Source organism: Mycobacterium yunnanensis, assembly GCF_025823185.1.
Classification (GTDB): domain Bacteria; phylum Actinomycetota; class Actinomycetes; order Mycobacteriales; family Mycobacteriaceae; genus Mycobacterium; species Mycobacterium yunnanensis.
In genome coordinates this window covers 562,897-588,363 of sequence record NZ_JACKVK010000011.1, presented here as the reverse complement: position 1 = coordinate 588,363, position 25,467 = coordinate 562,897, and the positions used below count along the sequence as shown (strand labels likewise).

Sequence of the window (25,467 nt, the reverse complement as noted above, 5' to 3'; positions counted from 1 at the left end):
GCCTACGGCACCAGACGGGGCACAACGGGCCCCTCGCGAGGCCCTAGCCCAGCTTCTCCCCGAAGAAGCGCTCCATTGCCTGCCAGTGCCGTTGGGCGGCGTCGGGGTCGTAGACCGCCTCGTGGTCGGACACGGCGAATCCGTGTGCGGCGGGATAGGTCTCGATGGTGTGCTCGACACCCGCGGCCGTCAGGGCCTTGTCCAGGGTCTCGGCCTGCTCGGGGGTGAACGAGCCGTCGTCCTCGGCGCCGGCGACGTACACCGCTGCGGTGATCTGGTCGGCCAGGAGGTGTGGGCTGCCCGGATCGTCGGAGGCCAGACCGCCCCCGTGGAACGACATCGCCGCAGCCACCCGCTGAGGTACCCGACCGGCGACGACCAGAGAGGTACGTCCGCCCATGCAGTACCCCGTCGTGCCGAAGCGCGTACCGCTGACCTCGGGTCGCGATTCGAGGTAGTCGAAGAACGCCACCGCGTCGTCGGCCATCTTGTCGGGGGTGACGCTGCTCATCATCGACATCACCCTGGCGCGCTCGTCGGGATCGCTGAACGCGGTGTTCAGGTCGAAGGGGGCGTACTCGCCCTGGCGGTAGTACACGTCGGGGACCAGCACGGCGTAGCCGTAGTCGGCCAGTTTCTGGGCCATCTGGTCGAACACCGGGCGGCGGCTGCCGGCGTCGGGGTACATCACGACCCCCGGCCACGGCCCGTCGCCGTCGGGTGTCGCCAGGGTGACCGGACACGTTCCGTCGTGGGTGGTGATGGTGTCGGTGATCGTCGGCATGGGTTCCGTTCTACTCCCCGTCGCCGACCGTGGCCCGCCGAGACGGCGTGCGGGTGACTCGCCGCCCGAGTGGCGCCCCTTGTCGGGGCCTCGTCGTAAGCTGACCCCGTGCCAATCCCCACCCCGTACGAGGATTTGTTGCGACTGGTGTTGGAGACCGGGACGCCCAAGTCCGACCGCACGGGGACGGGTACGCGCAGCCTGTTCGGCCACCAGTTGCGCTACGACCTAGCTGCCGGCTTTCCGTTGATCACCACCAAGAAGGTGCACCTCAAGTCGGTGGTCTACGAACTGCTGTGGTTCCTGCGCGGCGACTCCAACGTGCGCTGGTTGCAGGAGCACGGTGTGACGATCTGGGATGAATGGGCCAGTCCGACAGGTGAACTCGGTCCGGTCTACGGCGTGCAGTGGCGGTCGTGGCCGACGCCGTCGGGTGAACACGTCGACCAGATCAGCGCCGCCCTGGAACTGCTCAAGCGCGACCCGGACAGCCGGCGCAACATCGTCTCGGCCTGGAACGTCGGTGAGATCCCGCAGATGGCGCTGCCACCGTGCCATGCGTTCTTCCAGTTCTACGTCGCCGACGGAAGGCTCTCCTGCCAGCTCTACCAGCGCAGCGCGGACCTCTTCCTCGGCGTGCCGTTCAACATCGCCAGCTACGCGCTGCTGACCCACATGATGGCCGCTCAGGCCGGTCTCGAGGTGGGGGAGTTCGTGTGGACCGGCGGGGACTGCCACGTCTACGACAACCACGTCGACCAGGTCCGGCTGCAGCTCAGCCGCGACCCACGCCCGTACCCGGAACTCGTTCTGGCGCCGCGGAATTCGATCTTCGACTACACCTACGAGGACGTCGCGATCGTGGACTACGATCCGCATCCGGGGATCAAGGCCCCGGTGGCGGTATGAGCCGACGCGTCGGTCTCATCTGGGCGCAGTCGACCTCCGGCGTCATCGGGCGCGACGGCGGCATCCCGTGGCGGCTGCCCGAGGACCAGGCCCGCTTCAAGGAACTCACGCTGGACCACACGGTGGTGATGGGCCGGCTGACGTGGGAGTCCCTGCCTGCGAAGGTGCGTCCCCTGCCGGGACGACGCAACGTCGTCGTCAGCCGGGACACCGGATACGCCGCCGAGGGCGCGACGGTCGTCGCCGGCGTCGAGGAGGCGCTCGGTGACGGCGACGTGTGGGTGATCGGCGGCGCGCAGATCTACGCAGTGGCGCTCGCGTCGGCGGACCGCTGCGAGGTCACCGAGGTCGACGTGGACCTCACCCGCGACGACGAGGACGCCGTCGCGCCGGTGCTCGACGAGGCGTGGAAGGGCACCGACGGTGAATGGCTCACCAGCACCTCGGGGCTGCGATACCGATTCTCCAGCTACGTCCGGGCATGAGGCTCACCAGCGGGCAGGCGCGCCGGATCGCCGTGGCCGCCCAGGGGTTCGCCGAGCCCACCCCCACCGGCGCGGTGACCCGGGCCCACCTCAAGCGTCTGGTGTCCCGAATCCAGGTGTTGCAACTGGATTCGGTGTCGGTGGCCGTCCGGGCACACTACGCGCCGATCTTCAGCCGCCTCGGACCATATGACCGCGGCCTGCTGGAGCGTGCGGCGTGGAGTCACTCCGCTCGCTCGCCGCGCCTGCTGGTCGAGTACTGGGCTCACGAGGCGGCGCTGGTGGCGGTCGACGACTGGCCGCTGTTGCGGTGGCGCATGCGCGAATGCGCCGACGGCAGGTGGGGCAAGGAGATCGTCCGCAAGAACCGGCAGCTGGCCGCCGACGTCGTCGCCGCGGTCGCCGAGCTGGGCCCGTCGACGGCCGGTCAGATCGAAGCCCACCTGGCGGCGGAGCCCCGCGGGCGCAAGGGCCCGTGGTGGGATCGCAGCGACACCAAGTGGGTGGCCGAGGCGCTGTTCGCCTCGGGCACGCTGACGACGGCGACCCGGGTGGGGTTCGCCAGGCACTACGACCTCAGCGAGCGGGTGCTGCCGCCGGAGGTGTTCGCCAGGGAGGTTGCGGACGACGACGCGGTGCGGGCGCTGGTGCTGCGCTCGGCGTCCGCGCTCGGGGTGGGCACCGAGACCGACATCCGGGACTACTTCCGGCTGGGTGCCGGACAGGCCAAGCCGGTGATCGCCGACCTGGTCGCCGAGGGCGAGCTGGAAGCGGTCGAGGTGCAGGGGTGGAATGCGCCTGCCTACCTGCGGGCGGGCCAGACCGTGCCGCGGGTGAACCGGGGGACGGCGCTGCTGTGCCCGTTCGACCCGCTGATCTTCTTTCGGCCGCGCGTCGAGCGGCTGTTCGACTTCCACTACCGCATCGAGATCTACGTTCCGGAACCCAAGCGCCAATTCGGGTACTACGTGTGGCCGTTCATGCTCGACGGCGAGCTGGTCGGCCGGGTGGACCTCAAGGCCGACCGGGCCAGGGGGGCGTTGTACGCGGTGGGGGCGTTCGCCGAGCCCGGTCGTGATCCGGGCCGGGTGGCCGAGGCGATGTCGACCGAGTTACGCACCATGGCAACGTGGTTGGAGCTCGACGACGTCGTGGTGGGCGAGCGTGGAAACCTGGTCGAGCCGCTCCGTCGAGCGTGTGGATGACGGCGGCAATTCGACCCGGTTCCCGCCATAGGGCCCACACTCGGCGCCGCCCGTGCGTCGGTCAGTTGAGCGGAATGTCGTTGTCGCCCTTGGTTTCTTGGTACTGATCCGACAACGCGGCGTAGCGGGCCTTGATCCGGTCGGACTGCGCCCGCAGCTCCGACCGCAGCGGCTCGTCTTCGGATTCGACGAGGTCGGCCAGCGCGTACGCCGTCCAGAACGCGTTGGACCGCCGGTAGCCGCCGGGCTCCAGACCGAAGACCTCCTTGAGGATTCTCAGGTCGTGGGGAATCGCGAAGCTGTCCCGGGAATCCTCGTGGCTGTACAGGTAGTAGTAGTTGTCGAACCCCGCCCAGGTGATCGCCGACATGCACAGCGTGCACGGCTCGTGGGTGGTGAGGAACACCAGCTCGGACGTGGGTGGCCGCTCGGTGAGCGCGTAGAACTGGTTGAGCGTGTTGATCTCACCGTGTAGCAGGGGATTGTCGGTCTCGTCGTTGGTGCCGGCCAGCACCAGCGACAGATCCGACTTGCGCAGTATTGCCGCTCCGAACACCTTGTTGCCCGCCGCGACACCCCGCTCGGTCAGGGGCAGGATGTCCTCGTCGACGACGGCGAGCAGGCGTGCGGCGATGGTTGGCATGGCTCACCCTAGGCCAGAACTCAGTGGGTCGCGCTCTCCTCGGCCAACTCCGGTACCCCCTTGCCGCGGAAGACGTTGACACCGAACACGATTGCGCCGATCACCAGCCACACCAGGCCGCCGATCTTGGCCAGCGAGTCGGCGTTGAACAACACGTACCCGATGATGAGGAAGCCCAGCGTCGGCACGACCAGATGCAGCAGGTAGTTCTTCGACTTCTGCTTGACCACGTAGTACCAGACCACCGACACGTGCAGCAGGCAGAACCCGAACAGGGCGCCGAAGTTGACCAGCGAGGAGATGAGGCCGATCTGGCCGACGAAGAACAGCACCAGCACCAGGCTCAGCGCGCTCACCACCAGGATCGCCGCGATGGGGACCTTGCGGGCGCTGATCTTCGACAGGAAGCTGGGCAGCTGGCCGTCACGGCTCATCGAGAACAGCAGCCGGCTCGTCGCAGCCTGGGCGGCCATCGCGTTCGCAAATCCCACCGCCATCACGTTGACGGCGAAGAATGCGTTCATCCAGCCCGTGTTGGACGCGGCCTGCACCAAGGTGAAGAAGGCGTTGCCGGCCTCGTCGTCGCTGAACGACTCGCGGCCGCCGGCCAGCAGGCTGGCCAGCCACGTCTGGGTGATGAACAGGAACGCGACCACGAACAGCGCGATGATCATCGCCCGACCGGCGGGGTTCTTGCGCCCCGTCGACTCCTCGGCCAGCGTCGAAATGCCGTCGAAGCCAAGGAAGCTGAGCACCGCGATCGACAGCGCGGTCGCGATCAGCGGGGCGGTCACGGTGCTGGAGTCCCAGATCGGCAGGGTGCTCCAGCCGACGTTGGGCAGCGTCTGCCCGTTGATCGCCCGCACGGCGATGACGACGAACACCACGACGAAGACGAGTTCGATCGCCAGGAACACCCGGTTGGCGAACTTCAGCAGACTGATGCCGGCGAGGTTGATGATCGTGTTGACGATGACGAACACGATGGCCCACACCCAGCGGGGGCTGCCGGGAAACAGCCCCACCATCGACTCGGCGGCGAAGACGTACAGCAGCGTCGGCACCAGCAGGTAGTCCAGCAGGATCGCCCATCCGGCGAAGAAGCCGACGCTGGGATGGATGCCGCGGCCGACGTAGGAGAACACCGAGCCCGCCAGCGGGAACGACTTGGCCATCTGCGAGTAGGCCAGAGCGGTGAAGATCATCGCGATCAGACCGATGAGGTAGACCAGCGGCACCATGCCCGATGCGCTGTTGTACACGGTGCCGAAGATCGCCCACGGGGCGATGGGCACCATGAACACCAGTCCGTACACCAGCAGGTCCACCGTCGAGACCGAGCGGTTGAGTTCCTGGGTGTAGCCGAACGATTCGAGGGTGCGCTGGCCCTGTGCGGGCTGGGTGTCGGGGTTGACCACGAGGGTTCCTATCGGTCGTGTTCGGTGAGGAAGGCGGCGATGACGGCCCGGAATTCGGCCGGCTGTTCCAGGTGCGTGCAGTGGCTGGCGCCGGGGAAGACGTGTTGGCGTGCGTCGGGGATCCGTTCGACGAACGGTTTCCACGTCGCGGGTGTGGCCTCGTCGAATTCGCCGGCCACTACCAGCGTGGGGACGGTGATCTGGGGCAGTCGGTCTTCGACCGTCCACGACTTGAGTGTCCCGAGAACGTGGAACTCGTTGGGGCCGTTCATGGTGTGGTACACCGTGGGCTCGGCCTCCATCTGGGCTTCGCTGTCGAGGAAGTCCTGGGGCGTGGGTTCGACTCGGCAGACGTGCCGGCGGTAGAACTCCTGCGTCGCGGCGAGGTACTCCGGGTCGGTGACCGTGCCGTCCGCCTCGTGGCGGTCGAGTGCCTGCTGGGTGTCCTCGGGCAGTTCGGAGCGCAGCAGGGCGGCGGCGGCCATCCACAACTCCATCGAGGCCGGTGAATTGCAGATCGACAACGACGCCAGGCCCGTTGGCCGGCGTACGGCGATCTCGGCGCCCAACATGCCGCCCCAGGATTGGCCGAGAACGTGATAGCTCTCGACGCCCAAGGCCTCTCGCACGGTGTGGAACTCGCCGACGAACAATGCGGGTGTCCAGAAGTCACGCGGTGCGTCGGGCAGATGCGTGCTACGGCCACAACCAATCTGGTCGTAGTGGACGACGACGCGGCCGGTCTCGTCGGCCAGTTCGGCGATGTTGCGCACGTAGTCGTGCGCCATCCCCGGCCCGCCGTGCAAGACGAACAGGGGGAGGGTGTCGGGACGCGGGTGCTCGGGGCTGGTGACCTGAACCCAGGTCTCGCCGTCGAGGAAGGGCACCATGCGGGTCTGGACGGACATGGCGCTCAGCATGGACCCACAATGGTCTCGCTGCAAGACCAATCGAGGGGAATTAACATTTCGCGTATCGACGGGGGGAGCGCACCGATGGCCGAGGATGCCGCCGTGCCGCCGTCGGGCTTGCTTGCCCAGCAGCTGGAGATGCCGACCCGGGTCGACGAGATCACCGACCGGCTCGTCACGGCCATCGCGATCGGCGAATATCTGCCGGGTGCCCGGCTGCCGGTGGAACGCGACCTGGCTGCCGCGCTGGGCGTGGGACGCATGACGGTGCGGGCCGCGCTGGCCCGCCTGGTCGACCGCGGGCTGCTCGAGACCCGTCGCGGTCGTGGCGGGGGTTCCTACGTCGTCGACCAATGGCCGGAATCCTCCACCGCGGCGGTGCGACGCACGCTGGTGATGAGGCTCGGCGAATTGCGCGACCGGTGCGACGCCATCGCACGCTTGCACGGCGCGGTGTGCCGCGCGGCGGCCGACGCCAGGACGGCGGCCGACGTCGAGCGCCTCAGGGACGCGCTGCAGGCCTACCGCACCGCGGACACCGGCCTTGCCTCTCAACAGGCCGACAGCGCGCTGCACCTGGCGATCATGGACACCGCCCACAACGGGGTGCTCACCCAGGTCCTCGTCGACCTCGAGGCCTCGGTCAGCATCGGCGCACCGGCGCACCTGTGGGGCGAGCCCCTGACCATGCGGGAGATGGAGTTGCGCTCACTGCACGAGCACGAAGAGTTGGTCGACGCGATCGCCGACGGTCGTGCCGACGACGCCGACGCGCTGGCCCGCGCCCACGTCGGCATCGACTTCGAACTCATCTCCGCGGCGATGCGCCGGGCAGGCGTGCTGGACGACTAGCCCCGGTGATCGTGATCGTCCATGCCGAGCGGGTAATCTCAACCGCGTGACCACCAGCGGATTCGACGTCAGCACCCGTTTGGGCACCGTGCTGACGGCCATGGTGACGCCGTTCGGCCCGGACGGCTCGATCGATTTGGCCGTTGCCAAGAAGCTCGCCAAGCACCTGGTGGACTCCGGGTGCGACGGTCTGGTGGTCTCCGGGACCACCGGCGAATCGCCGACGACCACCGACTCCGAAAAGGTGGCGTTGCTCGCCGCCGTGCTCGAGGCGGTGGGGGACCGCGCCCGGGTCGTCGCCGGGGCGGGCACCTACGACACCGCCCACAGCGTGCACCTGGCCAAGGCCTGCGAGGCCGAGGGCGCCCACGGTCTGCTCGTCGTCACGCCCTACTACTCACGGCCGCCGCAAGCCGGGCTCGTCGCCCACTTCACCGCCGTCGCCGACGCCACCGCCCTGCCCAACGTGCTCTACGACATCCCGCCGCGGTCGTCGGTGCCCATCGAGTGGGACACGGTCCGCCAGATCGCGCCGCACCCCAACATCGTCGCCATCAAGGACGCCAAGGGCGACTTGCACGGCGGCGCGATGATCATGGCCGAGACCGGATTGGCGTACTACTCCGGCGACGACGCACTCAACCTGCCGTGGCTGGCAATGGGTGCGACGGGCTTCATCAGCGTCTGGGGTCACTTCGCGGCGAGCCAGTTGCGAGACATGCTGTCGGCGTTCACCTCCGGTGACCTGGCGACGGCGCGCAAGATCCACGTGAGCCTCGGCGCGCTCAACGACGCGCAAAATCGGCTCGGCGGCGTCACCATGGCCAAGACCGGGCTTCGCTCGTTGGGCTTCAACACCGGGGATCCGCGACTTCCGCAGGTTCCCGCGACGGACGCCCAGATCGAGGCGCTGGAGACGGACATGCGGACGGCCGGAGTGCTGCGATGACCGCCGAACTGACACCGCCAGGACCGCTGGAACCCGGTGGATTGCGGGTCACCGCGCTCGGCGGAATCAGCGAAATCGGCCGCAACATGACCGTGCTCGAGCACCTCGGGCGGCTCCTGATCATCGACTGCGGCGTGCTGTTCCCCGGCAACGACGAACCCGGCGTCGACCTGATCCTGCCCGACCTGCGCCACATCGAGGGTCGCCTCGACGACATCGAGGCCCTGGTGGTGACCCATGCCCACGAGGACCACATCGGAGCCATTCCGCACCTGCTCAAGCTGCGGCCCGACATCCCCGTCGTCGGGTCGAAGTTCACCTTGGCGCTGATCGCCGCCAAGTGTCGCGAGCACCGCATCAAGCCGGTCTTCGTCGAGGTGGCCGAGAAGCAGAGCAGCAACCACGGCGTCTTCGAGTGCGAGTACTTCGCGGTCAACCATTCGATCCCCGACGCGCTGGCCATCGCCGTCTACACCGGGGCCGGCACGCTGCTGCACACCGGTGACATCAAGCTCGACCAGCTTCCGCTGGACGGTCGGCCCACCGACCTGCCCGGCATGTCGCGCCTCGGCGACGCGGGCGTGGACCTCTTCCTGTGCGATTCGACGAATGCGGAGATCCCCGGTGTCGGCCCGTCGGAGAGCGAGATCGGGCCCAACATGCACCGGCTGATCCGCGGTGCCGAGGGTCGCGTGATCGTCGCGTGCTTCGCCTCCAACGTCGCACGCGTGCAACAGATCATCGACGCCTCGGTGGCGCTGGGGCGCAAGGTGTCCTTCGTCGGCCGGTCGATGGTGCGCAACATGGGCATCGCCAAGGATCTGGGCTTCCTCACCGTCGACGACGACGACGTGGTGGACATCGCCGCGGCGGAGATGTTGCCGGCCGAGCGGGTCACGCTGGTCACCACCGGCACGCAGGGCGAGACGATGGCGGCGCTGTCGCGGATGTCGCGCGGTGAGCACCGCAGCATCACCCTCACCCAGGGCGATCTGATCATCATGTCCTCGTCGCAGATCCCAGGCAACGAGGAGGCCATCTTCGGGGTGCTGGATTCGTTGGCCAAGATCGGCGTCCGCGTCGTCACCAACGCCCAAGTGCGCATTCACGTTTCGGGTCACGCGTACGCCGGTGAGCTGTTGTTCCTCTACAACGGGGTGCGGCCACGCAACGTCATGCCGGTGCACGGCACCTGGCGCCACATGCGCGCCAATGCCGCTCTGGCCGCGAAATCCGGTGTGCCCGAGGAGAACATCGTGCTGGCCGAGAACGGCGTCAGCGTCGACCTGGTCAAGGGCCGGGCCAAGGTCTCCGGCGCGGTGCCGGTCGGCAAGATGTTCGTCGACGGTCTGGTCACCGGCGACGTGGGTGACGCCACGCTTGGCGAGCGGCTCGTGCTGTCGTCCGGGTTCATCGCCGTCACCATCGCCGTGGACCGGGCCACCGGGAAGGTCGCCGCTCCGGTACACCTGCAGTCGCGCGGATTCTCCGAGGACCCCAAGGCGCTCGAACCCGTCACCCGCCTCGTCGAGGAGGCCCTGCAGTCACTCGCCGCGGAGAAGGTGACCGACCCGACCCGCCTGGCCCAGGCCGCCCGCCGCGCCATCGGCAAATGGGTGGGGGAGAAGTACCGGCGTCAGCCGATGATCGTGCCGACGGTCATCGAGGTCTAGTACCCGGCGTCAACCGAGTCCCGGTGCGATGATCGCTCGGTGACGACTTCACGTCCCGTGGGGCGCCAGTCCGAAACCCATGCGGTGGAGGAGTTTCTGGTAGCCGACCGCACGGCGCCAGCGGGGTTGCTGGTGGAGGGGGCACCCGGACTCGGCAAGACGACGCTGTGGCTTGCCGGCGTGGATACGGCTCGTGAACGTGGTTACCGTGTACTGGCGGCCAGGCCGGCGGAAGCTGAATCGGCGCTGGCGTATTCGGCGTTGGCAGACCTGCTCAACGGCGTCGACGCTTCCGTGCGGTCCGAGTTGCCAGAGGCGCAACGGGTCGCGCTCGACCACGTCCAACTCCGGTCCGCTGCCGGTGGGGCGCCGACCGACCCGCGGGCCGTCGCGGCCGCGCTGCTGGCCGTCGTCACCCGGCTGACGGCCGAGGCACCCGTCCTGCTGGCCATGGACGACCTGCAGTGGTTCGACACCTCGAGCGCCCGCGCCGTGGAGTTTCTGACGCGTCGACTGGTGGGCCGGGTCGCAGTGCTCGCGACCACCCGGGACGACTCCCACAGTGTGCGTGCCACGTCGTGGCTGCAGCTGCCCTCACCCGCCGACCTCCGGCGAATCACGCTGTCGGCGATGAGTATTGGCCAACTGCAGGCAATCATCGCCGATCGGCTCGGGACGTCGTTCCCGCGTCCGGTCATGGTCGACGTTCACGAGGTGTCGGGCGGCAATCCCTTCTTCGCGCTGGAACTGGCCCGGTCCCTGCAGAGTCACGGCGGCAGGACCACCTCGCTGCCCGCCTCGCTCAAGGAACTGGTTCGAGCACGGATCGGCGGCCTCGACTCCGACGTCCGGGCTGCTCTGTTGGTGGTCGCGTGTCTGGCGGCCCCCACCGTCGACGTGGTCGCCCGGGCTGCCGGCGCCGCCGAAGACGATCTCTTGCTCGTGCTGAGGGAGGTCGAAGAGGCGGGAATCGTCGAGGTCAACGGCAGCAGACTGCGCTTCGCTCATCCCCTGTTGGCCAGGGGTGTGTACACCGAGGCCACCGCGGCACGTCGTCGAGCGGTTCACGCCCAGCTGGCCGAGGTGGTCGACGATCCAGAGGCGCGGGCTCGACACTTGGCGTTGTCCGCCACCAGCGCGACGCCGGCGATCCTGCACTCGCTGGACGTCGCGGCCGAGCTGGCGAGCATGCGTGGCGCGCCGGCGACCGCTGCCGAATTGCTCGACCTCGCACGCGAACTGGGAGACGACGCGCCCGGCCGCCGGCTACGGTGCGCCAGCCTTCACGTACAGGCGGGAGACCCCGGTCGGGCCAGGAACCTACTCGGCCAGGTCATTGCGCACTTTCCCCCGGGAGACCTACGCGCGAATGCCTTCATGCTGCTGGCCGTGATCGAGCTGTTCGACGACAGCTTCGCCGAAGGCGTCGGCGTGCTCGTACGCGGCCTCGCCGAGGTGGGCCAGAACGACGAGCTGAGCGCCCAGATGCTGACCACGTTGGCCTTCGCCCTGTTGAACGTCGGCCGGGCCGCCGACGCCCTCGACCAGGTGGAGGCCGCGGTCGAGACTGCTCGCCGTTGCACCATCCCCGCGCTGCTCGGTCAGGCCCTCGGCATGCGTGCCATGATCCGATTCGTCCAGGGCGCCGGGTTCGACCAGTCCGACATGCGTCGCGCCCTCGAGCTGGAGGCCAAGGCCACCAAGATTCCCATCGCCTTTCGCGCAACGATGCAGAACGCGCTTCTGTCGGCGTGGACGGGGCAGCTCGGCGCGGCCCGTGACGTCCTGATGTCGATTCGGCGTAGCTGCGTCGACCGAGGCGCGGAGGGCGAGTTGGTATTCGTGTCCTTCCACGCCTGCTTCGTTGCAATCTGGCTGGGCGACCTCGCCGAAGCCCAGCGGGTGGCCGCGGACACCGTCGAACGGGCCCGACAGCTCGGCGGCAACGTGTCGCTGTTCGTGGCGCTGACCACGCGTGCGGCGACCCGGACCTACATCGGTGACGAATCCGGCGCCCGGGCCGACCTCGTCGAGGCGTCAGCTGCCACCGCCCGCAGCGGTTTCTCGGCCATGGGCGAATGGCCCTTGACGGTACTGGGACTGCTCGAGGTGTCGACGGGCAACCACCAGGCGGCCGTGGACGTACTCGCCCCGTTGATCGCCAAAGTCGTTGGCGCACCGGAGGCTACGGAGATCATCGGCGGATCGTTCCTCCCGGATGCCGTCGAGGCTCTCGTCGGGTTGGGGCGGCTCGACGAGGCCCAGCGGCTCGTCGACGTGGTCGAGCGCAACGGCCGCCGACTCGACCGGGCGTGGATGTTGGCCGTGGGCGGGCGCACTCGCGGCATGGTGCTGGCCGCCCGTGGCGATCTCGCGGGCGCCCAACGCGCAGTCGACGGCGCGCTGATCGCGCACGCCCGGCTGCCAATGCCCTTCGAGCGCGCGAGAACCCAGTTGACCCTGGGCGTGATTCACCTCAGGCGGGGTCAGGCATCCGCGGCGACGTCGTCTCTGGCCGAGGCGGTCACGCTCTTCGAGCAACTCGGCACGCCATTGTGGGCTGCCCGGGCGCGAGCCGAACTCGCTCGCGCCGGCAACGGCACGTCCACACCCGAGCTCACCGCATCCGAGCAGAAGGTGGCCAGATTGACCGCCTCGGGCATGACGAATGGCGAAGTCGCGACCGCCTTGTTCATCAGCCCCAAGACGGTCGAGTTCCACCTCGCGCGCATCTACCGCAAACTCGGCATCCGTTCACGGGCGGAACTCGGCCGTCTCGTGCGTGACCCAAACTAGGGAATCCCCTAGTTACCCAACGGCTTCGAGATCAATAGCGTCGGCGTCAGCACTCGGGGCCGAACCAGGGGAATCTCACCGATCATGTCCATGCGCTTGTTGCCCGCCGTCGTCGGCGCCACGTTGCTTGCCGGAATCGTGCCGACGCCGGTCGCGAGTGCCGACGATCCGTTGCCGCAAATCCGAGGAGCGGTCAACGGTGACCGCTCCAGGACGGGTTGCCCGGCACTTGCCTACGATCGAATCCTCGAGGACATCGCGCAGACCGCGGTCCGGCCGGGCGACGTCCGAGGTGGAGACACCAGCGCATACAAGGGCACGGCGAAGATCACGATTGGCTGGGGGGATCCCGAAGCGGCTGCGATCAACGACACCTACGAGAAGGGCGCGGGCGATGCGATCAGCAACTGCTCCTTCACCGAATTCGGGGTCGGGTTCAACCGCAATGAAAGCCTCGAATGGGATTCGGTGAGCATCGTCTTCGGGACACCCGCCGTGGCGCCGCCGCCCGCACCCACGCCGCCGCCGTCATCCACGCCCGCGCCCGCGCCGCCGAAGGTGGCTCCGACAGACGCGGTTCGGGTGTCCTTCGACAAGGGGCTCCAGTGGACGGTGAATGTCACGAGTACCGCCGACATCGCGGGCACGTGTACCTACGCGGCGACCAATCCCGTGCTGCCCGGGACCAATCGCACGTTCGCCATACAGCCGAGGGGCAGTGCGAGTTTCACGGTGTTGGCTCCGCCGCCATTCTCGACGTACCACGTGGTGGTCTCCTGCAGCGGACCGTTCGACGGCAAGACCGTGGAGTTTGGTCACGTCGAACAGGACGTGAGTGCATGAGCGATCTCGGACCACGACGACCTTCGGTCGCACCCGTCGCCGTCGTCGTCGCGCTGCTCGGCGCAGCGATCGTTGCCGGCGGTTCGACGACGCCGACGGCGCGCGCAGACGATCCCCTGGCTCCAATCATCACGTCGGTGATCGCCTACCGCTCCAACTCCGGATGTCCCAAGCTGAACTACGACACCTCCCTGGAAGCGGCCGCGCAGAAGTACGCGCGATCGGAGGTGCGGTCGGACGGCATCCCGCGCGACTACGCCGGGCAGACCGCTGCGTTCCTCGGCTCCGGCGACCCGCAGGACGTCGCCATCTTGAGCGCCTACGCTAGGGGCGCGAGAGCGATGGTCAACGACTGCACCGAGACCGACTTCGGCGTGGGGTTCATTCGTCACGAGGACCGATCCGTCGACGTCGTGACCATGCTGTTCGGTTCTCCCGCGAACGAGACCCCTGGACCACCGGTGCCGACTCCTGCGCCGACGCCGTCACCCACGCCCGCGCCCGCGCCGCCGAAGGTGGCTCCGACAGACGCGGTCCGGGTGTCCTTCGACAAGGGGCTCCAGTGGACGGTGAATGTCACGAGTACCGCCGACATCGCGGGCACCTGTACCTACGCGGCGACCAATCCCGTGCTGCCCGGGACCAATCGCACGTTCGCCATACAGCCAAGGGGCAGTGCGAGTTTCACGGTGTTGGCTCCGCCGCCGTTCTCGACCTACCACGTGGTGGTGGCGTGTCGCGGCACCTTCGACGGAAGGTCCGTCGAATTTGGCCACGTAGAACAGGATGTGTCTTCGTGAAAATCTTCCACACCACCGTCGTCGTCGCACTGCTCGGCTGGGGAGGGCTGATCACGGGCGTCGCGCCCGCGCTCGCGGACCCGCCGACCTGCCCGCCGGGAGCGGTCGTCGTCGATGACGGTTGCAGCGCACGCTTCTCCGTGCTGAGCGCCGACGACGTGAACGGCACGCTCACCGGTACGCCAGCCGGAGGCAATGCCCCGATCACCGTCTTCGGCGAGCCCCAGCTCTATCTGCCGTCGACGGGGTTCGGGGGATCGCCGCCGGGCGCGGTCCAGCAGTGGGATGCGACGATTCAGCGGGTCGGTGCCGCGGATCCGGGCGACCCGAATTGGTACGGCCGAGCAAAGGCCAACGCGTTCCTACCCCGCCAACTGAATCAGCTGGCGACGCAGATGCCGGCGAACACGTTGGTCATCCGCTTCGTACCGGACGGCACCGATCCCCATATCTCCCGGCTGTCGTCGATTCAGCCGGTTGGCTGACGCGCGGCAGGATCAGCGCTTGTTGACGTAGCCGTCGTCGACGGGCAGGGCCACTCCGGTGATGTGCTTGCCGGCGTCGGACACCAGCCAGGCGACGGTGTCGGCGATGACCTCCGGCTCGACGGTCTCCATGTTCGCGACGCTGGCCATGTCCAGTCCGTCGGCATTGCCGTCGGTCATGTCCGAGAGCCACTTTCGGGTGAACTCGTTGTCGATCATCGGGGTCCGCACGCCCGCGGGGTGAATCGAGTTGACTCGAATGCCCTGCGGTGACAGCAGGTTGGCATAAGAGCGCATCAGACCCACCACACCGTGCTTGGCGGCCGCGTACCCGATGGAGCCGGCGAACGGGGACCCCAGCCCGACCAACCCCATCACCGAGCTGATCAGCACGATGGCGCCGCCGTTGCCCGCCTTGACCATTGGTCGCATCGCGACGTCCACCGTGTGGTGCACACCGGTGAGGTTGACGTCGATGACGTCGTGCCAGGCGTTCTCATCGGCCATCGGCGCAATCCCGGCGTTGGCGACGACGACGTCGAGTCGACCACCCAATTCGTCGACACCGGCACGCAGCGCGGTCTTCAACGCCGCGCGGTCGCGGACGTCGGCCTGCAGCGCCACGACGCGCGCACCGGTGTCCTCGACCAGTTTGACGGTGGCGGCGAGGTCGTCGGGCGTGGCCATCGGATAGGGCACCGAGGCGATCTGATCGCACAGGTCGACGGCGATGACGTCGGCCCCGTCGGAGGCCAGGCGCACGGCGTGCGCGCGGCCCTGCCCGCGGGCCGCGCCGGTGATGAAGGCGACCTTGCCCTCGAGCGGTCTCATGGCTGAGTTCAGTTAGGGCCGCAGCTGGCCCTTGGCCGGATCGCCGGCGACGACGGGCGCGAGCATCTTGATGTCGGGAGCGCCGTCGAGGTGCTCGCCGATCGCGCCGAACAGCTTGCCGATGGCGGGGGCGGTGCCGTGGGTCTTGAGCGACTCCTCGTCGGCCCACTGCTCGACGAAGACGAAGGTGCCGTCGGCCTCGTGCAGGGAGTACAGCTCGCAGCCCGGCTCGGAGTGGACCGCCTCGATCGCCTCCGTGCACGCCGAGCGCACGGCGTCGACGGAATCGGGCTTGGCGGTCATGGTGGCGACGACGACAACGGGCATGCGGAGACTCCTCATCGAGCGGGCACGAACTGCTTGCGGCGCCGCTCACATTACCCAGCAGATGGGGGCATCAGAGCGGTACCCGCGCAGCCGTCGGTCCGGGACCCTTCGTTGACCTAACTGTTACCTGTGTGGCTGATGGTGAAATTGTGGTTCGTGCGACTAGTCTTTCCCCATGGCTAGTAAGACCGCCGCCCGCTCGGGAGCTCGTTCCAGCAGCTCAAAGCCCCGTGCGCGCACCACGCGCCCCGCCGCCCCGCGGCGCAAACCCGCGCCACGACGCAACCCGTCCCCGGTGGCGGCCGCAGGCTCCGCAATCGGCAAGGGAGCGCGCGCAAGTTGGCTGATGCTGGCCAAGGGCGCAGGCTCCACCGCCCGCTCCGTCGGACGGGCCCGCGAACTCGAGCCAGGGCACCGCCGTGACGGCATCGCCCTCGGTCTCCTCGCGCTGGCCGTGGTCATGGCCGCCAGCTCGTGGTTCGACGCCGCGCGTCCGGTCGGCGGCTGGATCGACGCGGGCGTGCGGACCGTCATCGGATCGGCAGTCGTGCTGCTGCCCATCGCCCTCATCGCGGTGGCAATTCTGCTGATGCGCACCGAACCGAACCCGGAGGCGCGCCCACGGCTGGTCCTGGGCACCTCGATGATCGCCCTGCCCGTCCTCGGTCTGTGGCACTTGTGGTCCGGTGCCCCCACGGACCCCGCCGACCGGCAGCGGGTGGCGGGTTTCGTCGGCTTCGCCATCGGCGGACCGCTCTCGGACGGACTGACCGCGTGGATCGCGACGCCACTGTTGATCATCGGCATCCTGTTCGGCCTGCTGCTGGTGACGGGGACGACCATCCGTGAGGTACCCGCCGCGCTGCAGGACATGTTCATGGGCGCCTACCGCGGCGACACCCGTGACGAGTACGACGACGACTATGACGACGCCGAGTACGACGACTATCCCGACGCTCGCGCCGAAGATCTCTCCGACGGCTACTACGACGACCCCACCTCGGCTCGCGCCGACGAGGTGCAGTGGCCCGGCGCGCCGCGGGCTGGATCGGCGACCGTCCCGGTGAGTCGACTCGGCACGCCGATGGACAACTACCCGCTCGACGAACCCCAAGCCGACGAGACGCCCACGGCGCCAGAGCCCAAGGTGCGCGCCAAGCGCAAGAAGCCCGAAGCGCCTGCCGTCGCACCACCGGCCCCCGAGGAGACGCTCTCACTGGACCGCGTCGTCGAGGGCCCCTACACCCTGCCGTCGCTGGACCTGCTGGTCGCCGGCGATCCGCCCAAGCTCCGCAGCGCGGCCAACGACAAGATGATGGAAGTCATCCAGTCGGTGCTCGACCAGTTCAAGGTCGACGCCGCCGTCACCGGACTGACCCGCGGGCCGACCGTCACCCGCTACGAGGTCGAGCTCGGGCCGGGCGTCAAGGTCGAGAAGATCACCGCGCTGCAGAAGAACATCGCCTACGCGGTGGCCACGGAGAGCGTCCGCATGCTCGCCCCCATCCCGGGCAAGTCCGCCGTCGGCATCGAGGTGCCCAACACCGACCGCGAGATGGTGCGGCTGTCCGACGTCCTGACCGCGCCGACCACGCGCCGCGACCACCACCCGCTGGTGATCGGCCTCGGCAAGGACATCGAGGGCAACTTCATCTCGGCGAACCTGGCCAAGATGCCGCACCTGCTGGTGGCCGGGTCCACCGGCTCCGGCAAGTCCAGCTTCGTCAACTCGATGCTGGTCTCGCTGTTGTCGCGGGCCACCCCCGAGGAGGTCAGGATGATCCTGATCGACCCCAAGATGGTGGAACTCACGCCGTACGAAGGCATCCCGCACCTCATCACGCCCATCGTCACGCAGCCCAAGAAGGCGGCGGCCGCGCTCGCCTGGCTGGTCGAGGAGATGGAGCAGCGCTACCAGGACATGCAGGCCAACAAGGTCCGTCACATCGACGACTTCAACAAGAACGTGAAGTCCGGGGTCATCACCGCCCCGCTGGGCAGCGAGCGGGTCTACAAGACCTACCCGTACATCATCGCCATCGTCGACGAGCTCGCCGACCTCATGATGACCGCGCCGCGTGACGTCGAGGACGCCATCGTCCGCATCACCCAGAAGGCCCGCGCCGCAGGCATCCACCTGATCCTCGCCACGCAGCGTCCCTCGGTCGACGTCGTCACCGGTCTGATCAAGACCAACGTGCCCTCGCGGCTGGCGTTCGCCACGTCCTCGCTGACCGACAGCCGAGTGATCCTCGATCAGCCGGGCGCGGAGAAGCTGATCGGCATGGGTGACGGGCTGTTCCTTCCGATGGGCGCCAACAAGCCCGTCCGGTTCCAGGGCGCCTACATCAGCGACGAGGAGATCTACTCCGTCGTCGCGGCCTGCAAGGACCAGGCCGAGCCCGACTACACCGAGGGCGTCACCGCCGCCAAGCCCGGTGGCGAGCGCACCGACGTCGACCCCGACATCGGCGACGACATGGACGTCTTCCTGCAGGCCGTCGAGCTGGTGGTGTCCTCGCAGTTCGGGTCGACGTCGATGCTGCAGCGCAAGCTACGCGTCGGGTTCGCCAAGGCCGGCCGGCTGATGGACCTGATGGAGACGCGCAGCATCGTCGGCCCGAGCGAGGGGTCCAAGGCCCGCGAGGTGCTGGTGAAGCCCGACGAGCTGGCGGGCACCCTGATGCTGATTCGCGGCGGCGCCGACGCCAACGGAGCCGACGCAGCCGACGAGTTCTAGTTCGCCCTGCGCCGAACGTGAGCCCACGGCGAAATCTCGAGCCAATTCTCGCAGTGGCGTCACGTTCGGCGAGGTGTCGGTCGGTGCCGGCACACTGCCGCCATGGGGGCGCCATTCGTCGGCAGTGAGGCGGTGGCCGCGGGCCGCCTGACGGCGTATCAGCTGCGGAGCACGTGCACACCGATTCATCGCGACGTCTACATCCCGCGCGGCGCGGAGCCGACCGCAGTGACGCGCGCACGGGCGGCGTGGTTGTGGTCGGGGCGCGCGGGGATCGTCGCCGGACAGTCCGCCGCGGCGGTGCACGGTGCCAAGTGGGTCGACGACCGCGCACCGGCAGAACTCCTGTACGGCAATCGGCGTCCCCCCGGCGGCATCACGACGTGGTCGGATCGAGTGGCCGACGACGAGACGTCACGGCGCGACGGAATCCTCGTCACCACACCGGCGCGGACCGCGCTCGACATCGCCTGCCGCTACCCACGTCGCCGGGCCGTCGCGGCGGTCGACGCCCTACTTCGCGCCACCAGGGTTCCCGTGGCCGACGTTGAGTCACTGGCCGCACGGCATGGCGGCCGCCGGGGCATTCGCGCCGCCCGCAACGTCCTGAACCTCGTCGACGCGGGTGCCGAGTCGCCGCAGGAGACCAGGGTGCGCCTGGTGCTCGTCGCGGCCGGCTTCCCACGGCCGGAGACCCAGATCCCGGTGTACGACCAATGGGGGCGGCTCGTGGCCGTCGTCGACATGGGGTGGCGAGAGCTCAAGGTGGCCGTCGACTACGAGGGCAGCCACCACCGGATGTCTCGCCGGCAGTTCGACCGGGACATCAGGCGCCAAGCGGATCTGAACGAACTGGGCTGGGACGACGTGCGGATCACCGCGGAGGACAGCGACGGCGCCATCATCGGGCGGGTCGGACGGGCATTACGACGCCGAGCGTGAGCCCACTGCGAATTCTCGACCCAATTCTCGCAGTGGCGTCACGCTCGGCGCCTACAGCGTGAGAAGCATCCGGGTGTTGCCCAGGATGTTGGGCTTGACGTAGGACAGGTCCAGGAACTCGGCCACGCCGATGTCGTAGGAGCGGCGCATCTCGTCGTACACCTCCGAGGTGACCGGGGTGCCTTCGATCTCCTGGAACCCGTGGCGGCCGAAGAAGTCGGTCTCGAAGGTCAGCACGAAGATCCGTTGCAGCCGCAGCTCCCTGGCCACCTCGAGCAGGCGCGTCACGACGGCGTGCCCGATTCCGCGACCCTGCATCCGCGGATGCGCCGCGACGGTGCGCACTTCGCCGAGGTCGGCCCACAGCACGTGCAGCGCGCCACACCCGACCACCTCGTCGTCGACCTCGGCCACCCAGAACTCCTGGACCGACTCGTACAGCGTGACGAGATTCTTCTCCAGCAGGATCTTTCCGGCGTACAGGTCGACCAGTTGCTTGATCTGAGGGACGTCCGACGTCCGGGCGCGACGAACCACCAGATCGTCGTCGGGGGGAGCTCCTGTCACAGCAGTGAGGGTATCGGCTCGGGCTACCGATATTCTGGTCACGTGCCGGGTCAGTCAGACGTCGATCCGTTGACCCCGCGCGTCAGTGTGGTCAACGTCGCCAACGCGCTCACCGGCGTGCGCATCGTGCTCGTCCCGGTGTTCCTGGCGGCGCTCTTCGTCGGGGACGGCCACGAAACGTATTGGCGCGTAGCGGCTTTCGTCGTCTTCACGGTGGCGGTCGTCACCGACCGCGTCGACGGCGCGATCGCCCGCAGTTACGGCATGGTGACCGAGTTCGGCAAACTTGCCGACCCCATCGCCGACAAGGCGCTGATCGGGGCGGCGCTCGTCGGTCTCAGCATGCTCGGCGACCTCCCGTGGTGGGTCACCATCTTGATCCTGGCCCGCGAGATCGGCGTGACGATCCTGCGACTCGTGGTCATCCGCGGCGGTGTCATCCCGGCGAGTCGCGGCGGAAAGGTCAAGACTCTGGTGCAGTCGGTGGCGATCGGACTGTTCGTACTGCCCCTTGGCGGGGCATGGCTCACCGGCGCCTGGGTGTTCATGTGGGCCGCGATCGTGCTCACGGTTCTGACCGGCGTGGACTACCTGGTCTCGGCGCTGCGGGGCGTCCGAACGTGATGGGCACGGCGTTCGGGAACCAAACCGGCAGTCATCGGCGTTCAACCTGATAGTGAAAGCTCAAAGATCTGTAACCACGTCCTTCGTTGTGAGGAGACCGCGATGACGACATTGCTTCGCGAAGTGATCGGCGACGTGCTGCGTCAAGCCCGGCTCTCGCAAGGGCGGACGCTCCGAGAAGTGTCCGACGACGCCCGAGTCAGCCTCGGCTACCTGTCCGAGGTGGAGCGCGGCCGCAAGGAAGCCTCCAGCGAGCTGCTCAGCGCCATCTGCGGTGCCCTGGAGGTGCCGTTGTCACGCGTGTTGACCGACGCGGGCGAGACCATGCAGCGGCAGGAGAAGACCGCCGCCCGTCCGGTCGCCACGGCCAGCGGCGCCACCATCGACTACTCGACGCGGGTCGTCATTCCCCAGGCCGTGTCGATGGCGGTGGCCTGAGGGCCCACCCGTCCGCCGGAAACGCGCGCAGGGGTGTGGCGATCCGAGCTCAACCGATAAGTTGGCATACAGCGAACTCGTACGAATGTCGGTGAGCCGCGCGACGGGCACACTGGACTCACTCCAACACGAAGGCGGAACGCACAGATGGCCAACCCGTTCAGCAAGGCGTGGAAGTACCTCATGGCGCTGTTCAGCTCCAAGGTCGACGAATACGCCGACCCCAAGGTGCAGATCCAGCAGGCCATCGAGGAGGCGCAGCGCCAGCACCAAGGCCTGACTCAGCAGGCCGCCTCGGTGATCGGCAACCAGCGTCAGCTCGAGATGCGCCTCAACCGCCAGCTCGCCGACATCGAGAAGCTGCAGGTCAACGTGCGTCAGGCCCTGACCCTGGCCGATCAGGCCGCGACGTCGGGTGACGCCGCCAAGGCCACCGAGTACAACAACGCCGCCGAGGCGTTCGCCGCCCAGCTCGTCACCGCCGAGCAGAGTGTCGAAGATCTCAAGACGCTGCACGACCAGGCGCTGCAGGCGGCCGGGCAGGCCAAGAAGGCCGTCGAGCAGAACGCCATGGTGCTCCAGCAGAAGATCGCCGAGCGCAGCAAGCTGCTGAGCCAGCTCGAGCAGGCCAAGATGCAGGAACAGGTCAGTGCGTCGCTGCAGTCGATGAGCGAGATCGCCGCGCCGGGCAGCACGCCCAGCCTCGACGAGGTCCGCGACAAGATCGAACGTCGCTACGCCAATGCCATGGGCTCGGCCGAGCTGGCGCAGAATTCCGTGCAGGGACGCATGATGGAGATCCAGCAGGCCAGTGTGCAGATGGCCGGACACTCCCGGCTCGAGCAGATCCGTGCGTCGATGCGCGGTGACGCGCTGCCCGCCGGTGACGGCACCTCGACGCCCGCGGCACCTGCGACCAACCCGCCGGCGGCCACGCCGGAAAATCCTCTCTCGCAATAGTTCTCGAAGGTAGGTGGGCCATGGCAGCCGGACGGGTCGACGGGTGGCGCACGCTGGCTCAGCGTGGCGCCGACACCGCAGCGGAGTTGTCCGACGTCGTGGCGCAGCGATTGGGCCTAGTCGCCGACCCACGGGCCAAGCTGTTGCGCAAGCGCAAGTGGGCGCTGTGGACTGCGGTCTTCCTCACCTTCTCCACGGTCCTGTGGATCGCCGTGACCGGGGTGCTCGCGTCCTGGGACGTCATCCCGGCCTGGGTGCTCCCGATCCCCGCCTCCATCGCCGTCGGCGCCGCGTTCCTGGCCACCCTGGCGGGTCTGCGGTACCGGTGGCTCAAGCGGTCGCCGCTGCCCCCCGAACGTCGGGTGCGCCGGTTGCCGCCGTGGGGCTCGGCGGCACGCCAACCCCTGGCCGCGCTCAATTCGGCTGAGCGAGGGCTGTTCTCGCTGCTAGGTGTGATGGAACGCGGCCGGATGCTGCCGGCCGACGAACTGCGCGAGGTCGCCGCCGTCGCCAACCAGACCGCGGCGACGATGACGGCGACGGCCAACGAGGTGGTGTCGATGGAGAAGGCCGCCAACGCCGCACCCCAGTCCCGCGTGCACCTGACCCCGACGATTCGCGCATTCGCCGCCCAGCTCGAGGGCGGCGCGCGGCAGTACGACGAAATGGTCGAGGCGGCAGCGCGATTGGTCTCGGCGGCCAATTCCGGTTCGATGTCGACCTCGGCAATGTCGGCGCAGCGTCAACGCCACGAGCTCGGCCACGCGACGGACCGGCTCGCCGGCTGGGCGCAGGCCTTCGACGAGCTCGGTCACCTACGCGGCGCCTGAAGGTCAGACCGCGCTGCTGCTCGGCGGTCCCGACCGGGGCCCGTACTTCTCGGCATACGCGTCGTGGATGTGGGCGTCGCGCTGACGGTTCCGGTAATCCACCAGGCTGGTGTCGAGACCGTGCTTGCGGAGCATGTGGCGGCGCCACACCTTGTTCAACGCGTGGGAGAAGAAGACGAACGGGATCAGGATCGGCAACGTCGTCGACAGGTGCAGGTACAACGACATCGGCACGATCCAGAACGGCGTCAGGATCAGCACCGCCGGGATGAACATCCGGACCATCATGCGCCGCGTCGCGCCTGGACCGGCGAGATCATCGGCGACCCACTGACGCATCGACGACGGCAGGCGCCTGCCGTAGCAGTAGCCGACGTACTGCAGGAGGTTGGGCGTGCTGCGCCCGGCCGGCGAGGTCACCGGAACCGGGGCCGCAGGGCGGGCACCGCGGCTCCGGCGATGCCACGCACCGTCGCCTTGATCATGTCGAGGGTGTCGAAGTAGTCGCGCCACAGCGTGATTCGGCCGTCGTGCACCTCGAAGACGCCGCACACCCAGAACTGCAGGCGTATCGGGCCGAAGATGAGTGCGTCGGTGCGCTCGTTCAGGACCGTCGAACCGTCGCCGACGTTGCGATGGAACGCGACGTCGAAACGTGCGCGGCCCTCCATGGAACGAAACAGCTTCATCGCCCGGGCGCGACCCCGAATGGTCGGCAGGCCGACGTTCTCGTAGACCAGGTCGTCGGCCAGCAGCGTGTCGGCGGCGTCGAAGTCCTCGTCCCTGAGTGCGAACAGGAACGCCTCGACGGTACTGGCGTTGGCGGTGCTCGCGACGACTGAATTCTGGTCTGTCATGGGCTCAGGGTAGTCGGCTCGTGCTGTGGCAGGGTAGGGCGATGCGAGTGGCGGTGGTGGCCGGACCGGACCCTGGACACGCCTTTCCCGCCATCGCACTGTGCCTGAAGTTGCTGGCCGCAGGGGACGAGCCGACCCTGCTGACCGGTGCCCAGTGGTTGGACCTGGCTCGAGACCGGGGCGTGGCGGCCACGCTGTTGGCCGGGCTGGATCCCGTCGACGGTGACGACGACGGGGACTCCGGTGCCAAGCTGCATCGCCGGGCGGCGCGGATGGCCGTGCTCAACCGACGCGCCCTGGCCGACCTGGACCTCGACCTCGTGGTGTCCGACGTCATCACCTCCTGCGGCGGAATGGCCGCCGAGATGCTGGGTTTGCCGTGGGTGGAGCTCAACCCACACCCGCTGTACCGGCCGTCGCGGGGCCTCCCGCCGCTGGGCTCCGGGTTGGCGCCGGGGGTTGGCCTGCGAGGCGGTCTGCGGGACGCGGTGATGCGCGCGTTGACGGCCCGGTCGTGGCGCATGGGGCTGCGGCAACGCTCCGCTGCGCGGGTCGAGATCGGTCTGCCTGCCGCGGACCCCGGACCGGTGCGTCGCCTCATCGCCACGCTGCCGGCGCTGGAGGTGCCGCGTCCAGACTGGCCCGCCGAGGCCGTCGTGGTGGGACCCCTGCACTTCGAGCCGACGACGACGGTCCTGGAGATTCCCGAGGGCACCGGGCCGGTGATCGTCGTCGCCCCGTCGACGGCGGTGACGGGTACCCACGGCCTCGCCGAGCTGGCCCTGGAGGCGTTGACGCCGGGGCGCACGGTGCCTGCCGGTGCTCGGGTGGTCGTCTCGCGCCTGGGGGGCGAGCGAAGCGACGGGGGATGTGTGGGGGGCGAGCGAAGCGACGGGGGATGTGTGGGGGGCATGGAGGCCAGGGTGCCGCCGTGGGCCGTGGTGGGCCTCGGCCGTCAGGACGATCTGCTGTCCCGGGCCGACGTGGTGATCTGCGGTGGCGGGCACGGTCTGGTGGCCAAGGCGATGCTGGCAGGTGTGCCGATGGTGCTGGTGCCGGGCGGGGGAGACCAGTGGGAAATCGCCAATCGCGTTGTGCGCCAAGGTAGTGGCCGGCTCGTTCGGCCCCTGACCGCCGGTGCGTTGACAGCTGCCGTCGACGGGGTGCTGTCCGCGCCGAACTACCGCGAACGTGCGCGGCAGGCCGGAGCGAGCGTCATGGCCGTCGCCGATCCGGTACGGGTGTGCCATGACGCGCTGCAGCGGTCTCGGTAGGTTGGTGGACGTGCGGTTGACGGAATTCCACGAGTTGGTCGACGGACAGTTCGGCCCCGTGCGAGGCGCCTCGCTGCTCGTCGACCACGTCCTCAGTGGCGTCGGCGGCCGGACCGCCGAGCAGGCCATCGAGGAGGGCGTCGACCCGCGCGAGGTCTGGCGGGCGTTGTGCGCCGACTTCGACGTGCCCCGCGACCAATGGTGAACCGATAGCTGCCGACGTTCCCGGCGTGTCCACTTGTATCGAACACGTGTTCGTCTAGTGTGGGTTCTGTTCGACGGACCAACGTGTCGGGGCTTGTCGGAGGTCTCCTCTAACGTCAC

General features: G+C 68.5%; 26 protein-coding genes and 1 pseudogene. 18 read left to right on the top strand and 9 right to left on the bottom strand.

Annotated features, from left to right (window positions below):
- Positions 1-43: 43 nt before the first annotated feature.
- Positions 44-784: a dienelactone hydrolase family protein gene (locus tag H7K45_RS22615; RefSeq protein WP_263998209.1), complete on the bottom strand. Its 741-nt coding sequence runs from the start codon at positions 782-784 to the stop codon at positions 44-46.
- Positions 785-892: 108 nt separating this feature from the next.
- Here H7K45_RS22615 and H7K45_RS22610 point away from each other — a divergent pair, with 108 nt between their 5' ends.
- Genes H7K45_RS22610 through H7K45_RS22600 form a run of 3 tightly spaced genes read left to right on the top strand, consistent with a single transcriptional unit; the run spans position 893 to position 3,383 of the window.
- On the top strand, positions 893-1,693 hold the full coding sequence (locus H7K45_RS22610) for a thymidylate synthase (RefSeq protein ID WP_263998208.1): 801 nt from the start codon (positions 893-895) through the stop codon (positions 1,691-1,693).
- Positions 1,690-2,178: a dihydrofolate reductase gene (locus tag H7K45_RS22605; RefSeq protein WP_263998207.1), complete on the top strand. Its 489-nt coding sequence runs from the start codon at positions 1,690-1,692 to the stop codon at positions 2,176-2,178. Before H7K45_RS22610 ends, H7K45_RS22605 begins: the two co-directional genes overlap by 4 nt.
- Positions 2,175-3,383: a winged helix-turn-helix domain-containing protein gene (locus H7K45_RS22600; protein ID WP_263998206.1), complete on the top strand. Its 1,209-nt coding sequence runs from the start codon at positions 2,175-2,177 to the stop codon at positions 3,381-3,383. The genes H7K45_RS22605 and H7K45_RS22600 overlap by 4 nt, the downstream gene beginning before the upstream one ends.
- Positions 3,384-3,444: 61 nt before the next feature.
- On the opposite strand, the gene H7K45_RS22595 is transcribed toward H7K45_RS22600, so the two are convergent.
- From H7K45_RS22595 to H7K45_RS22585, 3 genes are read right to left on the bottom strand one after another with little or no spacing between them, the layout of a single operon-like run.
- Positions 3,445-4,026, bottom strand: coding sequence for a tRNA-specific adenosine deaminase (locus H7K45_RS22595; RefSeq protein ID WP_263998205.1), 582 nt, complete (start codon positions 4,024-4,026; stop codon positions 3,445-3,447).
- A gap of 20 nt (positions 4,027-4,046) precedes the next feature.
- Positions 4,047-5,444 (bottom strand): APC family permease, encoded by a 1,398-nt coding sequence (locus H7K45_RS22590; protein ID WP_263998204.1) that lies wholly within the window; start codon positions 5,442-5,444, stop codon positions 4,047-4,049.
- A gap of 8 nt (positions 5,445-5,452) precedes the next feature.
- Positions 5,453-6,352 (bottom strand): proline iminopeptidase-family hydrolase, encoded by a 900-nt coding sequence (locus H7K45_RS22585; RefSeq protein WP_263998203.1) that lies wholly within the window; start codon positions 6,350-6,352, stop codon positions 5,453-5,455.
- Positions 6,353-6,439: 87 nt separating this feature from the next.
- Here H7K45_RS22585 and H7K45_RS22580 point away from each other — a divergent pair, with 87 nt between their 5' ends.
- The 7 genes from H7K45_RS22580 (at position 6,440) to H7K45_RS22550 (ending at position 14,753) form a co-directional block, all read left to right on the top strand.
- On the top strand, positions 6,440-7,207 hold the full coding sequence (locus H7K45_RS22580; protein ID WP_263998202.1) for a FadR/GntR family transcriptional regulator: 768 nt from the start codon (positions 6,440-6,442) through the stop codon (positions 7,205-7,207).
- Between the two features lie 46 nt (positions 7,208-7,253).
- Positions 7,254-8,156, top strand: coding sequence for a 4-hydroxy-tetrahydrodipicolinate synthase (dapA, locus tag H7K45_RS22575; RefSeq protein ID WP_263998201.1), 903 nt, complete (start codon positions 7,254-7,256; stop codon positions 8,154-8,156).
- On the top strand, positions 8,153-9,829 hold the full coding sequence (locus H7K45_RS22570; protein ID WP_263998200.1) for a ribonuclease J: 1,677 nt from the start codon (positions 8,153-8,155) through the stop codon (positions 9,827-9,829). The genes dapA and H7K45_RS22570 overlap by 4 nt, the downstream gene beginning before the upstream one ends.
- Before the next feature lie 39 nt (positions 9,830-9,868).
- A complete protein-coding gene (locus H7K45_RS31565) occupies positions 9,869-12,625 on the top strand; it encodes a helix-turn-helix transcriptional regulator (protein ID WP_263998199.1) in 2,757 nt (918 codons plus the stop codon).
- Positions 12,626-12,709: 84 nt separating this feature from the next.
- Positions 12,710-13,468, top strand: a complete 759-nt coding sequence (locus H7K45_RS22560) for a CAP domain-containing protein (RefSeq protein ID WP_263998198.1) — start codon at positions 12,710-12,712, stop codon at positions 13,466-13,468.
- On the top strand, positions 13,465-14,268 hold the full coding sequence (locus tag H7K45_RS22555; RefSeq protein ID WP_263998197.1) for a CAP domain-containing protein: 804 nt from the start codon (positions 13,465-13,467) through the stop codon (positions 14,266-14,268). The genes H7K45_RS22560 and H7K45_RS22555 overlap by 4 nt, the downstream gene beginning before the upstream one ends.
- Complete coding sequence (locus H7K45_RS22550; protein WP_263998195.1) at positions 14,265-14,753, top strand: hypothetical protein; 489 nt, start codon at positions 14,265-14,267, stop codon at positions 14,751-14,753. Before H7K45_RS22555 ends, H7K45_RS22550 begins: the two co-directional genes overlap by 4 nt.
- 12 nt (positions 14,754-14,765) lie before the next feature.
- Here H7K45_RS22550 and H7K45_RS22545 read toward each other — a convergent pair whose 3' ends face one another.
- Both H7K45_RS22545 and H7K45_RS22540 read right to left on the bottom strand, forming a co-directional pair.
- Positions 14,766-15,584: a mycofactocin-coupled SDR family oxidoreductase gene (locus H7K45_RS22545; protein WP_263998194.1), complete on the bottom strand. Its 819-nt coding sequence runs from the start codon at positions 15,582-15,584 to the stop codon at positions 14,766-14,768.
- Positions 15,585-15,596: 12 nt separating this feature from the next.
- Entirely contained in the window at positions 15,597-15,911 is a 315-nt protein-coding gene (locus H7K45_RS22540) for a putative quinol monooxygenase (RefSeq protein ID WP_263998193.1), read from the bottom strand.
- Between the two features lie 131 nt (positions 15,912-16,042).
- Between H7K45_RS22540 and H7K45_RS22535 the strand changes: the two are divergent.
- Together H7K45_RS22535 and H7K45_RS22530 are read left to right on the top strand one after the other, a co-directional pair.
- Positions 16,043-18,651: pseudogene (locus H7K45_RS22535) on the top strand (FtsK/SpoIIIE family DNA translocase).
- 102 nt (positions 18,652-18,753) lie between these two features.
- A complete protein-coding gene (locus H7K45_RS22530) occupies positions 18,754-19,593 on the top strand; it encodes a type IV toxin-antitoxin system AbiEi family antitoxin (RefSeq protein WP_263998192.1) in 840 nt (279 codons plus the stop codon).
- A gap of 51 nt (positions 19,594-19,644) precedes the next feature.
- On the opposite strand, the gene H7K45_RS22525 is transcribed toward H7K45_RS22530, so the two are convergent.
- On the bottom strand, positions 19,645-20,160 hold the full coding sequence (locus H7K45_RS22525; protein WP_263998191.1) for an amino-acid N-acetyltransferase: 516 nt from the start codon (positions 20,158-20,160) through the stop codon (positions 19,645-19,647).
- Between the two features lie 42 nt (positions 20,161-20,202).
- On the opposite strand from H7K45_RS22525, the gene pgsA reads away from it, so the two are divergent.
- From pgsA to pspM, 4 genes are all read left to right on the top strand, one after another.
- Positions 20,203-20,784, top strand: coding sequence for a CDP-diacylglycerol--glycerol-3-phosphate 3-phosphatidyltransferase (gene pgsA, locus H7K45_RS22520; protein ID WP_263998190.1), 582 nt, complete (start codon positions 20,203-20,205; stop codon positions 20,782-20,784).
- Between the two features lie 102 nt (positions 20,785-20,886).
- Positions 20,887-21,222 (top strand): transcriptional regulator ClgR, encoded by a 336-nt coding sequence (gene clgR, locus H7K45_RS22515; RefSeq protein ID WP_263998189.1) that lies wholly within the window; start codon positions 20,887-20,889, stop codon positions 21,220-21,222.
- A 147-nt stretch (positions 21,223-21,369) separates the two neighbouring features.
- Positions 21,370-22,182: a phage shock protein PspA gene (gene pspA / locus H7K45_RS22510; protein WP_263998188.1), complete on the top strand. Its 813-nt coding sequence runs from the start codon at positions 21,370-21,372 to the stop codon at positions 22,180-22,182.
- A gap of 20 nt (positions 22,183-22,202) precedes the next feature.
- Positions 22,203-23,012: a phage shock envelope stress response protein PspM gene (gene pspM / locus H7K45_RS22505; protein ID WP_263998187.1), complete on the top strand. Its 810-nt coding sequence runs from the start codon at positions 22,203-22,205 to the stop codon at positions 23,010-23,012.
- A gap of 3 nt (positions 23,013-23,015) precedes the next feature.
- Here pspM and H7K45_RS22500 read toward each other — a convergent pair whose 3' ends face one another.
- Together H7K45_RS22500 and H7K45_RS22495 are read right to left on the bottom strand one after the other, a co-directional pair.
- Positions 23,016-23,432 carry a DUF5313 domain-containing protein gene (locus H7K45_RS22500; RefSeq protein WP_263998186.1) on the bottom strand — a complete coding sequence of 139 codons (417 nt, stop codon included), beginning with the start codon at positions 23,430-23,432 and terminating at the stop codon, positions 23,016-23,018.
- Positions 23,429-23,869 (bottom strand): limonene-1,2-epoxide hydrolase family protein, encoded by a 441-nt coding sequence (locus H7K45_RS22495; RefSeq protein WP_263998185.1) that lies wholly within the window; start codon positions 23,867-23,869, stop codon positions 23,429-23,431. Before H7K45_RS22495 ends, H7K45_RS22500 begins: the two co-directional genes overlap by 4 nt.
- A 41-nt stretch (positions 23,870-23,910) precedes the next feature.
- On the opposite strand from H7K45_RS22495, the gene H7K45_RS22490 reads away from it, so the two are divergent.
- Both H7K45_RS22490 and H7K45_RS22485 read left to right on the top strand, forming a co-directional pair.
- Entirely contained in the window at positions 23,911-25,143 is a 1,233-nt protein-coding gene (locus tag H7K45_RS22490) for a glycosyltransferase (protein WP_263998184.1), read from the top strand.
- A gap of 10 nt (positions 25,144-25,153) precedes the next feature.
- Positions 25,154-25,348: a DUF3046 domain-containing protein gene (locus H7K45_RS22485; protein WP_263998183.1), complete on the top strand. Its 195-nt coding sequence runs from the start codon at positions 25,154-25,156 to the stop codon at positions 25,346-25,348.
- Positions 25,349-25,467 lie beyond the last annotated feature (119 nt).

Coding starts and splice junctions, on each gene's coding strand:
- H7K45_RS22615 (WP_263998209.1), bottom strand. CDS start 784: ATGCCGACGATCACCGACACCATCACCACCCACGACGGAACGTGTCCG.
- H7K45_RS22605 (WP_263998207.1), top strand. CDS start 1,690: ATGAGCCGACGCGTCGGTCTCATCTGGGCGCAGTCGACCTCCGGCGTC.
- H7K45_RS22600 (WP_263998206.1), top strand. CDS start 2,175: ATGAGGCTCACCAGCGGGCAGGCGCGCCGGATCGCCGTGGCCGCCCAG.
- H7K45_RS22595 (WP_263998205.1), bottom strand. CDS start 4,026: ATGCCAACCATCGCCGCACGCCTGCTCGCCGTCGTCGACGAGGACATC.
- H7K45_RS22585 (WP_263998203.1), bottom strand. CDS start 6,352: ATGTCCGTCCAGACCCGCATGGTGCCCTTCCTCGACGGCGAGACCTGG.
- H7K45_RS22580 (WP_263998202.1), top strand. CDS start 6,440: ATGGCCGAGGATGCCGCCGTGCCGCCGTCGGGCTTGCTTGCCCAGCAG.
- H7K45_RS22570 (WP_263998200.1), top strand. CDS start 8,153: ATGACCGCCGAACTGACACCGCCAGGACCGCTGGAACCCGGTGGATTG.
- H7K45_RS22560 (WP_263998198.1), top strand. CDS start 12,710: ATGTCCATGCGCTTGTTGCCCGCCGTCGTCGGCGCCACGTTGCTTGCC.
- H7K45_RS22555 (WP_263998197.1), top strand. CDS start 13,465: ATGAGCGATCTCGGACCACGACGACCTTCGGTCGCACCCGTCGCCGTC.
- H7K45_RS22545 (WP_263998194.1), bottom strand. CDS start 15,584: ATGAGACCGCTCGAGGGCAAGGTCGCCTTCATCACCGGCGCGGCCCGC.
- H7K45_RS22540 (WP_263998193.1), bottom strand. CDS start 15,911: ATGCCCGTTGTCGTCGTCGCCACCATGACCGCCAAGCCCGATTCCGTC.
- H7K45_RS22530 (WP_263998192.1), top strand. CDS start 18,754: ATGGGGGCGCCATTCGTCGGCAGTGAGGCGGTGGCCGCGGGCCGCCTG.
- clgR (WP_263998189.1), top strand. CDS start 20,887: ATGACGACATTGCTTCGCGAAGTGATCGGCGACGTGCTGCGTCAAGCC.
- pspA (WP_263998188.1), top strand. CDS start 21,370: ATGGCCAACCCGTTCAGCAAGGCGTGGAAGTACCTCATGGCGCTGTTC.
- pspM (WP_263998187.1), top strand. CDS start 22,203: ATGGCAGCCGGACGGGTCGACGGGTGGCGCACGCTGGCTCAGCGTGGC.
- H7K45_RS22495 (WP_263998185.1), bottom strand. CDS start 23,869: ATGACAGACCAGAATTCAGTCGTCGCGAGCACCGCCAACGCCAGTACC.
- H7K45_RS22490 (WP_263998184.1), top strand. CDS start 23,911: ATGCGAGTGGCGGTGGTGGCCGGACCGGACCCTGGACACGCCTTTCCC.